This window comes from Streptomyces sp. JL2001 (assembly GCF_050917515.1).
GTDB lineage: Bacteria > Actinomycetota > Actinomycetes > Streptomycetales > Streptomycetaceae > Streptomyces.
In genome coordinates, this window is the sequence record NZ_CP169421.1 from 2,924,656 (window position 1) to 2,937,688 (window position 13,033).

The following is a 13,033-nucleotide window of genomic DNA, read 5'->3' on the forward strand; positions in this document are numbered from 1 at the left end:
AGGAGGTTGAGGAACATGACCGAGTACGAAGACCACCGGATCGAGCACGACTCCATGGGCGAGGTGCGGGTCCCCGCGCACGCCAAGTGGCGGGCTCAGACGCAACGCGCGGTGGAGAACTTCCCCGTCTCGGGCCAGCGCCTGGAACGGACCCACATCGAGGCCCTCGCCCGGATCAAGGCCGCCGCGGCCAAGGTCAACGCCGAGCTGGGCGTGATCGACGAGGACCTGGCGCGGGCCATCGAGGAGGCCGCCGGAGAGGTCGCCGAGGGCCGCTGGGACGAGCACTTCCCCGTCGACGTCTTCCAGACCGGATCGGGCACCTCGTCCAACATGAACACCAACGAGGTCGTCGCCACCCTGGCCGGCGAGCGGCTCTCCGAGGGCCGCGACGTCCACCCCAACGACCACGTCAACGCGTCCCAGTCGTCCAACGACGTGTTCCCGTCCTCCATCCACATCGCCGCCACCGCCGCCGTCACCCGCGACCTGATCCCCGCACTCGAACACCTGGCCGACTCCCTGGGGCGGAAATCAGCCGAATTCGCGGACGTCGTGAAGTCCGGGCGCACGCACCTCATGGACGCCACCCCGGTCACCCTCGGACAGGAGTTCGGCGGCTACGCGGCCCAGGTCCGCTACGGCGTCGAACGCCTGCGCTCCGCCCTCCCCCGGCTCGCCGAACTCCCCCTCGGCGGCACGGCCGTGGGCACCGGCATCAACACGCCACCCGGCTTCTCCGCCGCCGTCATCGCCGAGGTCGCCCGGGCCACCGGCCTGCCGCTCACCGAGGCCCGCGACCACTTCGAGGCCCAGGGCGCCCGGGACGCGCTGGTGGAGACGTCCGGCCAGCTCAGGACCATCGCCGTCTCCCTCACGAAGATCTCCAACGACCTGCGCTGGATGGCCTCCGGCCCCCGCACCGGTCTCGCCGAGATCAACCTGCCCGACCTCCAGCCCGGCTCGTCGATCATGCCCGGCAAGGTGAATCCGGTCATCCCCGAAGCCGTCCTCATGGTCGCCGCCCAGGTGACCGGAAACGACACCACCGTGGCCGTCGCCGGCGCGGCCGGCAACTTCGAACTCAACGTGATGCTCCCGGTGATCGCCAGGAACCTCCTCGAATCGATCCGGCTGCTCGCCAACGCCTCCCGGCTGCTCGCCGACCGCACCGTCGACGGGATCACCGCCAACGCCGAACGCGCCCGCGAGTACGCCGAGTCCTCCCCCTCCGTCGTCACCCCGCTGAACAAGTACATCGGATACGAGGAGGCCGCGAAGGTCGCCAAGAAGTCCCTGGCCGAACGGAAGACGATCCGCGAGGTGGTCCTGGAGGGCGGCTACGTCGAACGCGGCGCGCTCACCGTCGAACAACTCGACGAGGCCCTGGACGTCCTGCGGATGACACGTCCCTGAGACCGGGACCCGGGCCCTCCCGGGCCCGGCCCGGCCCGGCCGACGGCGGCTGACTCATCCGTGACCTGTGCCGCAGCGGTGACGGGGCCACGGTCCTAAGATCTGCGCATGACAGGATCGGGCGGCCCCCAGCACTGGGCGCCTGGGGAGCACATCCTCTGGCGCTACCGCGGCAACGGCTCCGACGCCGTGCACATCTGCCGGCCGGTGACCGTCGTCCGCGACACCCCCGACCTGCTCGCCGTCTGGCTGGCCCCCGGCACCGAGTGCATCCGGCCGGTGCTCACCGACGGCACGGCCGTGCACGAGGAGCCCCTCGCCACCCGCTACACCGCTCCGCGCACCACCGCCCGCGGGCACTGGTTCGGCACCGGCGTCCTCAAGCTGGCCCGGCCCGGGGACCCCTGGTCGGTCTGGCTGTTCTGGGAGCGCGGCTGGCAGTTCCGCAGCTGGTACGTCAACCTCGAGGAGCCCCGCACCCGCTGGTCGGGCGGCGTCGACTCGGAGGACCACTTCCTCGACATCTCCGTCTACCCGGACCACAGCTGGCTGTGGCGGGACGAGGACGAGTTCGACCAGGCCCAGCGCTCCGGCCTGATGGACCCGGCCCAGGCCGCGCGGGTCCGCGGCGCGGGCCGCGCCGCGGTCGAGGTGATCCGTTCCTGGGGCGCGCCGTTCCGCGACGGCTGGGAGGACTGGCGCCCCGATCCGGCGTGGACCGTGCCCCAGCTGCCGAGAGACTGGGATCGCACTCCGGCGCACACGGCACCGTGAGACCCTTGATGCGCCCCCGGGGTGCAAACGTAGGATCGTCCTCCGCAAGCCCGTGACCAACGAACGATGCATCAACCACTCAGAACCGCGCAGGACCTGACCACAAGTCATCCATGAGGGGGAGAGCAGTGCCGGACGTGCGCCCGGGTGTACCGACCCCCGTCACAGCCGCTGCTCGCGGGGCGTCCAGATCCAGCGCCCGCCAGGGGTTTATCCCCGGCGAAGGCGCGGCATCGGCGAGAAGAGCGAGTGCATCGCACCACCGGCCCGGACGGACGGAACCCCACGCGTGACGGAGCATCCCACCTCCCACGAAGGCCGGCAGCCGCTGGCTGCCCGGCCGCAGGAACGCGCCCGCCCCCGCCCCGAAGCGGCCCCGGCGAGCCCGTCCGCCGCGGCCGTCCCGGGCCCGACGCCGGACGGCGGCCTGCCCCCGCAGCAGAGCGGCCCGGCCGCCGCCGCGGGCGACGCCCGCCGCAGGCCGGCACCCGACGGAGAGCACACCGCCGCCGTGCCCGCCGGCCTTCCCGTGCCCGCCCAGGCAACCCCGCCCGCGGCCGCGGTCGCCGTGACCCCGTCCGGCGGCGCGGCCCAGGACGTCGCCGAGGCGCGCCGCGAAGGCGACCGGCTGCGCTTCGTCGGGGCCGCGACCCGGCGCATCGCGCGCGGCATCGACCTCGACGAGATCGTGCTCGGCCTGTGCCGGGCCACCGTGCCGACCTTCTCCGACGCCATCCTGGTCTACCTGCGCGATCCGCTGCCGGTCGGCGACGAACGGCCGGTCTCCCCGTTCGTCCTGCGCCTGCGCCGCACGGACCGGCTCCGCTTAACGGACCAGGAGGGCGAGGAGCTGGTCCTCGTACCCGACCCCGACCCGACCCCCGCCGCCGAGCTGTGCGAGGTCCGCTCCGGCGGGGCGCTCGCCGAGGTGCTGCGCGGGGTGCGGCCGGTCTTCGGCGACTCCGCCGCCGCCCGCGCCGCGCTGCCCGAGCTGCTCGGCCCCGACCATCCGGTGCCCGGCGGCCACCGGGCGATACTCGCCCCGCTGCGCGGCCGCCGGCGGGTCATCGGGGCCGCGGTCTTCCTCCGCCGCCCCGAGCGGTCCGGCTTCGAACCCGACGACCTCCTCGTCGCCGCCCAGCTCGCGACCCACACCGCCCTCGGCATCGACAAGGCCGTGCTCTACGGCCGCGAGGCGTACATCGCCGACGAACTGCAGCGCACCATGCTGCCGGACTCGCTGCCCCAGCCGACCGGCGTCCGGCTCGCCTCGCGCTACCTGCCGGCCGCCGAGACGGCCCGGGTCGGCGGCGACTGGTACGACGCGATCCCGCTGCCCGGCAGCCGGGTGGCACTGGTCGTCGGCGACGTCATGGGCCACTCCATGACCTCCGCCGCGATCATGGGCCAGCTGCGCACGACCGCGCAGACCCTTGCCGGGCTCGACCTGCCCCCGCAGGAGGTCCTGCACCACCTCGACGAGCAGGCCCAGCGGCTCGGCCAGGACCGGATGGCGACCTGCATGTACGCCGTCTACGACCCGGTCTCGCACCGGATCACCATCGCCAACGCCGGCCACCCGCCGCCCATACTGCTCCACCTGGGCGGCCGGGCCGAGGTCCTGCGGGTCCCGCCGGGCGCCCCGATCGGCGTCGGCGGAGTCGACTTCGAGGCCGTCGAACTGGACGCGCCGGCCGGGGCCACGCTGCTGCTGTACACGGACGGCCTGGTCGAGTCCCGGATGCGGGACGTGTGGACCGGGATCGAGCAGCTGCGCGAGCGGCTCGCCGCGACGGCCCAGCTGACCGGACCCGACCACTCGCCTCCGCTGGAGGCGCTGTGCGACGACGTCCTCGACATGCTCGGCCCGGGCGACCGGGACGACGACATCGCGCTGCTCGCGGCCCGCTTCGACGGGATCGCGCCCAGTGACGTCGCCTACTGGTTCCTGGAGCCGGAGGACGCGGCCCCGGGGCGGGCCCGGCGGCTCGCCCGCCGGGCGCTGGCCCGCTGGGACCTGGAGGAGCTCTCGGACTCGGTCGAGCTGCTGATCAGCGAGGTCGTGACCAACGCCGTGCGGTACGCGGAGCGGCCGGTCACCCTGCGGCTGCTGAAGACCGACGTACTGCGCTGCGAGGTCGGCGACGACTCCCCGCAGCTGCCCCGGCAGCGGCGGGCCCGGGACACCGACGAGGGCGGGCGCGGCCTGTTCCTGGTGAACCGGCTGGCCAGACGCTGGGGCGCGACGCGCCTGTCGGGCGGCAAGGTGGTCTGGTTCGAGCTGTCGACGCGGGTGTAGCGGGGCGGTACGGGACCGGACGGGTCGACGGCGGCCGAGCACCCGCCCGCCGCATACGCGAGGACGGCCGGACCCCTCCCGGGTCCGGCCGTCCTCGCGTGCGGTGCGCCGCCCCCGTCAGCCCAGGGGTCGGCTGTTGCCGTTGCTGTTGCTGCCGTTGCCGTCGGCGGGCGGCTCGATCGTCGGATCCGTCGTCCGGGTCGGCGTCGGCGGCGTCGGGAACGTGGCGGTGTCCGTCGGCTGCGGCGGCGTCGTCGCGGTCGAGGTCGGCGGCGGCGTCGACTCGGGGGTTCCGCTCGGGGTCGGCGCGGTCGGGTCCGGGGACTCGCTGGTCTGCGACGGCGTCGGGTCGGGCTCGACGATCGCCGTGTCGTCGGTCTCCAGGTCGAACTGCTTGTCGGAGCCGCCGCCCAGCGCCCGGGTGGTGTACGCGCCCCAGATCTGGGCGGGGGTGCGGCCGCCGTTGGCGCGGCCGGGGTTGATGGTGTCGGTCAGGGTGACCTGGTTGCCCTTGGCGTCCTCGCCGAAGAGGGCGACGGCGGTGACCAGTTCGGGGGTGTAGCCGACGAACCAGGCGGAGCGGTTGTTCTCCGAGGTGCCGGTCTTGCCGGCCGCGGCGTAGTCGCCGGCGGCCCGGATGCCGGAGCCGCTCCGCACGACGCCCGTCATCGCCTTGGTGACCGTGTCGGCGGCCTCGCGGGTGATGACCTGCTCGCCGATCGACTTCACCGGGTCGGCCTTGCGCGCCTTGTGCTCGGCGGACTTCACGATGGTCGGGGTGACCTTCCTGCCGTGGTTGTCCAGCGTCGCGTAGGCGCCTGCCATGTCCCAGGTGGAGGCGCCCATGGTGCCGAGCGACATCGCGGGCCGCTCGCCGAAGTCCGCGCCGTCCTTCATGCCGAGGTCGAGGGCGGTCTTCTTCACCTTGTCCGGGCCGACGTCGACGATCATCTGGGCGTAGACCGAGTTGATCGAGCTGTTGGTGGCCTTCTGGACGGTGACGGGGCCGTAGCTCCGGTTGTCCTCGTTCTCCGGGCTGAAGGGGACGTCGCTGCCGACCACGGGCCGCTTGCTGGTGCCGTCGTAGATCGTGCCGAGGCCGATCTCCCGGCCGTCCTGGGTCTTCGCGCCGTTCTCCAGCGCCGAGGCCAGCACGATCGGCTTGAAGGTCGAGGCGGGCTGGTAGTCGCGGCGCGTGGCGTTCGACAGCCAGTGCTCGGTGGCGCCGACGCCGCCGTACATCGCGAGGACGCGGCCGGTCTTCGGGTCGACCGAGGTGGCGCCCGCCTGGACGGTGGCGTCCTTCTTGTCCTTCTCCCGGTCGAGCTTGGCCTCCAGCTGCTCCTCGACCGACTTGACGAGGGCCTTCTGCTTCTTCTCGTCGATGTTGAGGGTGATCGTCCAGCCGCCGGCCTTGATGTCCTCCTCCCTTATGCCCTGGCGCATCAGCTCCTGGTTGGCGGCCTCGACCAGGTAGCCGGTCTGGCCTCCCATGCCGGGGGCGGCCTTGGGCTTCTGCGGGACGGGGAACGTGAGGCCGGCGCGCTTGCCCGCGTCCAGCCAGCCCTCCTCGACCATGTTGTCCAGGGTGTAGTTCCAGCGCTCCTCGACCAGCTTGCGGCCGGTCGGGGTGGCCGAGGTCCAGTCGTACTGGTTCGGTGCCTGGAGCAGCGAGGCGAGGTAGGCGCCCTGGGCGACGTTCAGCTTGGCGGCGTCGACACCGTAGTAGGCCTGCGCGGCGGCCTGGATGCCGTAGGCGCTGCGGCCGTAGTAGCTGGTGTTGATGTAGCCGGCGAGGATCTCGCTCTTGGGGCTGTTCTGGTCGACCTTGAGCGCGATCACCATTTCCTTGAGCTTCCGGGTGACCGTCTGGTCCTGGTCCAGGTAGTAGTTCTTCACGTACTGCTGGGTGATGGTCGAGCCACCCTGCTTGCCCTTGCCGGTGATCGTGTTCAGCGCGGCGCGGACGGTGCCCTTGATGTCGACGCCGTGGTCCTTGTAGAAGGTCTTGTTCTCGGCGGCGACGAAGGCGTTCTGGACGTCCCTGGGGATCTTCTCCAGGCCGACGATCTCACGGTTGATCTCGCCGGTACGGGCGAGGATCCGGCCGTTGGAGTACTTGTAGATGTTGCTCTGCATGGTCGCCTGGGCGTTGGCGCTGGGCACCGGGACCATGAGGTACACGACGTAGAAGGCGCCCATGAGGAGCAGGCAGCCGGCGAGGAACGTGCCCAGGAGTTTCTTCCAGGTGAAGAGGCGGCGTATGCGCCCGCCGCCCTTCGTCCGGCGCGTGTCCGCTCGACCCATCGTTCCGTCGCTCCGCTCGTCGTGTCGTGGCCAGGTGTCGGCCGGATGTCTGCGCCGAATCAGCTCAGCAAGCTAACACCGACGATGCAGACAAAGGGCAACCGATCCGGTCTTTTCCGGACGTGACAATCAGCACCTGCCTCCTTGGGAACCGACGCGTCACGAGCCGGGATGGTTGTGCGACGTCCGTCACATTCCGTCCCTCTTCGGCTATACACTGTGCGTATACACAGGGTGTAGAGTGAGCGGCATGTCAATCGGTCACACCCTTCTCGGGCTCCTGGAGTCCGGACCGCGCCACGGCTACGACCTCAAGCGCGCCTTCGACGAGAAGTTCGGCCACGACCGGCCGCTGCACTACGGGCAGGTCTACTCGACCATGTCCCGCCTGCTGAAGAACGGCCTGGTCGAGGTGGACGGCGTCGAGGCCGGCGGAGGCCCCGAACGCAAGCGGTACGCGATCACCGAGGCCGGCGTCACCGACGTCGCCCAGTGGCTCGCCCGGCCCGAGAAGCCGGAGCCGTACCTCCAGTCCACGCTCTACACCAAGGTCGTCCTCGCCCTGCTCACCGGCCGCCCGGCGGCCGAGCTGCTCGACGTCCAGCGCGCGGAACACCTGCGGCTGATGCGCGAGCTGACCCGCCGCAAGAAGGACGGCGACCTCGCCGACCAGCTGATCTGCGACCACGCCCTCTTCCACCTCGAAGCCGATCTTCGGTGGCTGGAACTGACCGCCGCCCGCCTGGACCGGCTCGCCGAGGAGATCCGCCGATGACCACCACCGCCCTGCTCCGGGCCGCCGCCGTGGACAAGGCGTACGGCCCGACCCCCGCCCTCTCGGGCGCGGACTTCGCCATCCGGGCCGGCGAGGTCGTCGCCGTCATGGGACCCTCCGGCTCCGGCAAGTCCACCCTGCTGCACTGCCTCGCCGGGATCGTCCGCCCCGACGCCGGCACCATCACCTACGACGGACGCGAGCTCGCCGCCCTTTCGGACGGTGAGCGCAGCGCCCTGCGCCGCTCCGAGTTCGGCTTCGTCTTCCAGTTCGGCCAGCTCGTCCCCGAGCTGACCTGCGTCGAGAACGTCGCCCTGCCGCTGCGGCTGAACGGCGAGCGGCGCAGGAGCGCCGAGGCCACGGCCCGCGCATGGCTCGCCCGCCTGGAGGTCGACGGCATCGCCGCCCACCGGCCCGGCGAGATATCCGGCGGACAGGGCCAGCGGGTCGCGGTCGCCCGCGCGCTCGCCACCACCCCCCGGGTGATCTTCGCCGACGAACCCACCGGCGCCCTCGACTCCCTCAACGGCGAACGGGTCATGGAACTCCTCACCGCCGCGGCCCGGGACACCGGCGCCGCCGTCGTCCTCGTCACCCACGAGGCCCGCGTCGCCGCCTACTCCGACCGCGAGATCATCGTCCGCGACGGCTCCGTGCGCGACGCGGAGTGGGCCGCATGAGCCTGCGACTCCGGGCGCGCGACCTCGCCCTCGGCGCGCGCTTCGCGTTCGGCGGCGGCCGGCGCGGCGCGATCCGCACCGTCCTGACCGCCACCGGCATCGGCCTCGGCGTCGCCCTGCTGCTGGTCGCCGCGTCCTTCCCGAACATGATGTTCTCCCGCGAGGTACGGGAGGCCCAGCGCAGCCCCGACGCCGGCCAGGAGATCACCGAGCCGAGCGCCGACTCCTTTCTCTTCTACCGCCACACCACCGTCTTCCACGACGACACCGTCACCGGCCTCGTCCTGCGCCCCGAAGGCCCGGACGCGCCCGCTCCCCCGGGCACGGCGAAGCCGCCCGGCCCCGGCGAGATGCTCGTCTCCCCCGCGCTGCGCACCCTGCTGGACTCCCCCGGCGGCACGCTGCTCCGCGAACGACTGCCCTACAAGGTCACCGGAACCCTCGGCAGGGCCGGCCTCATCGGACCGTCCGAACTGCGGTACGTCGCCGGCAGCGCCACCCTCACCACCGACAACTACGACGGACGCGGCATCCGCTACGGCTGGTCGGTGCCGGAGGAGCCGCTGAACCCCTTCCTCCTGCTGCTCGTCGTCATCGCCTGCGTCGTCCTGCTGCTGCCGGTCCTCGTCCTCATCGCGACCGCCGTCCGCTTCGGCGGCGAACAACGCGACCGCCGGCTCGCCGCACTGCGCCTGGTCGGCGCCGACCGCGCCATGACCCGGCGGATCGCGGCCGGCGAATCCCTCGCGAGCGCACTGGTCGGACTCGCCTTCGGCGTCGCGTTCTTCGCCCTGGGACGGCAGCTCTCCGGCACCGTGACCGTCTGGGACGTCAACGCCTTCCCCTCCGACGTGGTCCCGCTGGCCCCGCTCGCCGTCCTCGTCCTCCTGACGGTGCCGGTCGCGGCCGTCGCCGTGTCCCTGGGCGCGCTGCGCGGAGTGGCGATCGAACCGCTCGGCGTCGTCCGCGACTCCACCCCGCGCCCCCGCCGCCTGTGGTGGCGCCTGGTCCTCGTCGGCGCCGGGACCGCCCTCCTCCTCCCGATGGCCGGACAGATCGAGATCGTCGGCGCCGGCATCGACATGTTCGGGATCACGGCCGGCTCCCTGCTCATGCTCGTCGGGCTCACCACCCTGCTGCCCTGGCTCGTGGAGGCCGTCGTGCACCGGCTGCACGGCGGTCCGGTGCCCTGGCAACTGGCCGTCCGCCGGCTCCAGCTGAGCAGCGGCACGGCCGCCCGGGCCGTCAGCGGGATCGTCGTCGCCGCCGCCGGGGCCATCGCCCTCCAGATGCTCTTCCAGGCGATGCAGAACGACTTCATGAGCCGAACCGGCATGGAGAGCGCCCGGGCACAGCTCCAGACGAGCATCGACGCCGAGGGCGGCGACGAGGCCCGCGAGATGATCGACAGGTTCTCGAGGACGCCCGGCGTCACCGGCGTGATCGGCACCATCGACGGATACGTGTGGCGCCCCGGACCGATCCGTTCCGGCGAGGAGTTCGCCCCCACCACCTCACTCACCGTCGCCGACTGCCCCTCACTGCGGGAACTCGCGAAGCTGCCCTCCTGCAAGGACGGCGACGTGTTCGTCGCCCTCGCCCACGGGGCCCAGGGCGGACCGCCCGACGAACGGGTCCTGCAGGTCGCCCGGCCCGGCACCGAGGTCGCCCTCCGGGACGTCGAGAAACTCCACGACGGGCCGATCCCGACCTGGCGGATCCCGAGGACGGCACGCACCGTCGACTCCCGCACCGACCCCACCGGCCGGTACCAGGACGGGATCCTCGCCACCCCCGCCGCGTTCGACGCCCGCCGGCTGGACGCCCCAGAGGCCGGCGCGCTGATCCGGATCGACCCCGCCGACCCCGACGCCGCCGACCGGGTACGGAACACGGCCGCCGCGATCGACCCGCTGGCCTGGGTCCGCACCCTCCAGGACGTCGAAGGCGACCGGCAGTACAGCAGCGTCCGCACCGGCATCCTCGTCGGCGCGACCCTGACCATGCTCCTGGTGGCGGCCTCGCTCCTGGTCACCACCCTGGAACAACTCCGGGACCGCAGAAGGCTGCTGTCCTCCCTCGTCGCCTTCGGCACCCGGCGGTCCACCCTGAGCTGGTCCGTCCTGTGGCAGACCGCCATCCCCATCACCCTCGGCCTCGCCCTCGCCATGGCCGGCGGACTCGGACTCGGCGTGGTGCTGCTCCGCATGATCGACAGGACGGTCGAGGACTGGTGGGTCTTCCTGCCGATCGTCGGCGTGGGCGCCGGACTCATCGCGACGGTGACCCTGCTCAGCCTGCCGCCGCTGTGGCGCCTGATGCGGGCCGACGGCCTGCGCACCGAATGACGGCCCGCGACCGCGCCCACGGGGGAGGGGGTGTCTTGTCGATCAGGCCGGATCAGTGAGCGGTCTCCTGGGGCTTCGGATCCAAGGCGGAGGAAGGAGGCATGGCGGAGCCATGCCGACTGACGACAACGCGGGAGACGGAGTCGCAGGACACCGCGAACCCGGTCTGGTCGACAAGACACCCCCTGGACGCGGTCGCGGACCGCGGCGCAGCAGATCCGCGCCGGTGGGCGCCGGGAGCGTCAGGCCCCGGCGCCCACCACACGTACCGGCAGACGCCTCATCGCATCCCGCAACGCCACGGCCAGCTCCTCGAACTCACCCTGCCGCGCCGCCCCCGCCCGCATCGCGAGCGCGACCCGCCGGGACGGGGCCGGATCCGTGAAACAGCCCGTGAACAGGGCCGTGTTGCGCGCCGTCTCGACCTTGACCGCCGTACGCGGCAGCAGGGTCACCCCGAGACCACCCGCCACCAGCTGCACCAGCGTGGACAGGCCCGCCGCGGTCGTCGTGACCGGTGCCCCCTCCGTACGGCCCGCCTCGCGGCAGATGTCCAGGGCCTGGTCCCGCAGGCAGTGCCCCTCGTCAAGGAGCAGCAGCTTCAGCTCCCGCAGCGCATCGCGCGGAATGTCGTCCCGGCCTGCCAGCGGATGCCCCTCCGGGGTGACGAGCACGAAGTCCTCGTCGAAGAGCGGAAGTTCCACGACGCCGGGCACCCCGAGCGGCACCGCCAGCAGCAGCAGGTCGAGCCGGCCGGCCGCCAGCCCCTCCAGCAGTGACGAGGTCTGCTCCTCGTGCACCTGGAGATCGAGCTCCGGATAGCGCTGGTGGACCAGCCGCAGCACCGTCGGCAGCAGATACGGGGCCACCGTCGGGATCACCCCCAGGCGCAGCACGCCGGTGAACGGCGCCTGCGCCGCCTCCGCCTCCTCCATCAGCTCCGCGACCGCGTCCAGCACCGCCCGCGCGCGGGCCGCCAGCCGCTCCCCCGCGGGCGAGAGCAGGACCTTGCGCGTCGTACGCTCGAGGAGCTGGACACCGAGTGCCTCTTCGAGAGCCGAAACCGCGCCCGAGAGCGCCGGCTGACTCATGCCGATCGACGCGGCCGCGTCCCGGAAGTGCAGATGCTCGGCGACCGCGGCGAACGCTCTGAGCTGCGAAAGACTCGGCTGCTTGCCACGGGGCGGGCCGTACGGGGATGCCACTGATAACCACCTTCGATCAACACGACCCAGTCTAGCTATTTCACTGATCAATGCACTCCGTGCCATGCTGAGCACACGTCCAACCCCTCACGGAAGCCCCCAAAAAGGGCTTCCGCCATTGCAAGGAGAGCGCGTGCTCACTGTCGGTGACCAGTTCCCCACCTACGACCTGACCGCCTGCGTGTCGCTGGAGAGCGGCAAGGAGTTCGAGCAGATCGACCACAAGTCCTACGAGGGCAAGTGGCGCGTGGTGTTCTTCTGGCCGAAGGACTTCACCTTCGTCTGCCCCACCGAGATCGCCGCGTTCGGCAAGCTGAACGACGAGTTCGCGGACCGCGACGCCCAGATCCTCGGCGTCTCCGGCGACTCCGAGTTCGTGCACCACGCCTGGCGCAAGGACCACGCCGACCTGCGTGACCTGCCCTTCCCGATGCTCGCCGACTCCAAGCACGAGCTCATGCGCGACTGCGGCGTCGAGGGCGAGGACGGCTTCGCCCAGCGCGCCGTCTTCATCGTGGACCCGAACAACGAGATCCAGTTCACCATGGTGACCGCCGGCTCCGTCGGCCGTAACCCCAAGGAGGTCCTGCGGGTCCTGGACGCCCTGCAGACCGACGAGCTGTGCCCGTGCAACTGGAACAAGGGCGAGACCACCCTCGACGCGGCCGCCCTCCTGTCGGGCGAGTGATCTGACGTGGCTCTCGACGAACTCAAGTCCGCCATCCCGGACTTCGCCAAGGACCTCAAGCTGAACCTCGGTTCGGTGATCGGCAACAGCGAGCTGCCGCAGCAGCAGCTCTGGGGCACCGTCCTGGCCTGCGCGATCGCCTCGCGCTCGCCGAAGGTCCTCGCCGAGCTGGAGCCGGAGGCCAAGGCCAACCTCAAGCCCGAGGCGTACACGGCGGCCAAGTCCGCCGCCGCGATCATGGCGATGAACAACGTCTTCTACCGGACCCGGCACCTGCTGTCGGACCCCGAGTACGGGACGATGCGCGCCGGACTGCGGATGAACGTCATCGGCAACCCGGGCGTCGAGAAGGTCGACTTCGAGCTGTGGTCGCTGGCCGTGTCCGCGATCAACGGCTGCGGCCAGTGCCTGGACTCGCACGAGCAGGTCCTGCGCAAGGCCGGTGTGGACCGCGAGACGATCCAGGAAGCCGTCAAGATCGCCTCGGTGATCCAGGCGGTCGGCGTGACCCTGGACGCGGAAGCGCTCCTCGCCGAGTAGA

General features: G+C 71.8%; 10 protein-coding genes. 8 read left to right on the top strand and 2 right to left on the bottom strand.

The genetic code is table 11. The features are described from left to right. Positions 1-15: 15 nt before the first annotated feature. From ACE1OA_RS12745 to ACE1OA_RS12755, 3 genes are all read left to right on the top strand, one after another. Positions 16-1,416, top strand: coding sequence for a class II fumarate hydratase (locus ACE1OA_RS12745; protein WP_432752791.1), 1,401 nt, complete (start codon positions 16-18; stop codon positions 1,414-1,416). Between the two features lie 108 nt (positions 1,417-1,524). Then, positions 1,525-2,190, top strand: a complete 666-nt coding sequence (gene fomD, locus ACE1OA_RS12750; protein WP_356606784.1) for a cytidylyl-2-hydroxypropylphosphonate hydrolase — start codon at positions 1,525-1,527, stop codon at positions 2,188-2,190. Positions 2,191-2,479: 289 nt separating this feature from the next. Continuing rightward, positions 2,480-4,489 carry a SpoIIE family protein phosphatase gene (locus ACE1OA_RS12755; RefSeq protein WP_432752792.1) on the top strand — a complete coding sequence of 670 codons (2,010 nt, stop codon included), beginning with the start codon at positions 2,480-2,482 and terminating at the stop codon, positions 4,487-4,489. Positions 4,490-4,606: 117 nt separating this feature from the next. On the opposite strand, the gene ACE1OA_RS12760 is transcribed toward ACE1OA_RS12755, so the two are convergent. Continuing rightward, positions 4,607-6,796 (bottom strand): transglycosylase domain-containing protein, encoded by a 2,190-nt coding sequence (locus tag ACE1OA_RS12760; RefSeq protein ID WP_384870699.1) that lies wholly within the window; start codon positions 6,794-6,796, stop codon positions 4,607-4,609. A 250-nt stretch (positions 6,797-7,046) separates the two neighbouring features. Here ACE1OA_RS12760 and ACE1OA_RS12765 point away from each other — a divergent pair, with 250 nt between their 5' ends. The 3 genes from ACE1OA_RS12765 to ACE1OA_RS12775 are packed head-to-tail and all read left to right on the top strand — an operon-like array spanning position 7,047 to position 10,599. Further along, on the top strand, positions 7,047-7,571 hold the full coding sequence (locus ACE1OA_RS12765; protein ID WP_147980990.1) for a PadR family transcriptional regulator: 525 nt from the start codon (positions 7,047-7,049) through the stop codon (positions 7,569-7,571). After that, positions 7,568-8,251, top strand: a complete 684-nt coding sequence (locus tag ACE1OA_RS12770) for an ABC transporter ATP-binding protein (RefSeq protein WP_432752793.1) — start codon at positions 7,568-7,570, stop codon at positions 8,249-8,251. The genes ACE1OA_RS12765 and ACE1OA_RS12770 overlap by 4 nt, the downstream gene beginning before the upstream one ends. Then, positions 8,248-10,599 carry an FtsX-like permease family protein gene (locus ACE1OA_RS12775; RefSeq protein ID WP_432752794.1) on the top strand — a complete coding sequence of 784 codons (2,352 nt, stop codon included), beginning with the start codon at positions 8,248-8,250 and terminating at the stop codon, positions 10,597-10,599. Before ACE1OA_RS12770 ends, ACE1OA_RS12775 begins: the two co-directional genes overlap by 4 nt. A 242-nt stretch (positions 10,600-10,841) precedes the next feature. On the opposite strand, the gene ACE1OA_RS12780 is transcribed toward ACE1OA_RS12775, so the two are convergent. After that, positions 10,842-11,804, bottom strand: a complete 963-nt coding sequence (locus tag ACE1OA_RS12780; RefSeq protein WP_384870707.1) for a LysR substrate-binding domain-containing protein — start codon at positions 11,802-11,804, stop codon at positions 10,842-10,844. Positions 11,805-11,937: 133 nt separating this feature from the next. Here ACE1OA_RS12780 and ACE1OA_RS12785 point away from each other — a divergent pair, with 133 nt between their 5' ends. After that, on the top strand, positions 11,938-12,492 hold the full coding sequence (locus tag ACE1OA_RS12785; RefSeq protein WP_147980986.1) for a peroxiredoxin: 555 nt from the start codon (positions 11,938-11,940) through the stop codon (positions 12,490-12,492). Between the two features lie 6 nt (positions 12,493-12,498). Next, entirely contained in the window at positions 12,499-13,032 is a 534-nt protein-coding gene (locus ACE1OA_RS12790) for an alkyl hydroperoxide reductase (RefSeq protein ID WP_147980985.1), read from the top strand. Position 13,033: the final 1 nt, after the last annotated feature.

Coding starts and splice junctions, on each gene's coding strand:
- fomD (WP_356606784.1), top strand. CDS start 1,525: ATGACAGGATCGGGCGGCCCCCAGCACTGGGCGCCTGGGGAGCACATC.
- ACE1OA_RS12760 (WP_384870699.1), bottom strand. CDS start 6,796: ATGGGTCGAGCGGACACGCGCCGGACGAAGGGCGGCGGGCGCATACGC.
- ACE1OA_RS12775 (WP_432752794.1), top strand. CDS start 8,248: ATGAGCCTGCGACTCCGGGCGCGCGACCTCGCCCTCGGCGCGCGCTTC.
- ACE1OA_RS12770 (WP_432752793.1), top strand. CDS start 7,568: ATGACCACCACCGCCCTGCTCCGGGCCGCCGCCGTGGACAAGGCGTAC.
- ACE1OA_RS12745 (WP_432752791.1), top strand. CDS start 16: ATGACCGAGTACGAAGACCACCGGATCGAGCACGACTCCATGGGCGAG.
- ACE1OA_RS12765 (WP_147980990.1), top strand. CDS start 7,047: ATGTCAATCGGTCACACCCTTCTCGGGCTCCTGGAGTCCGGACCGCGC.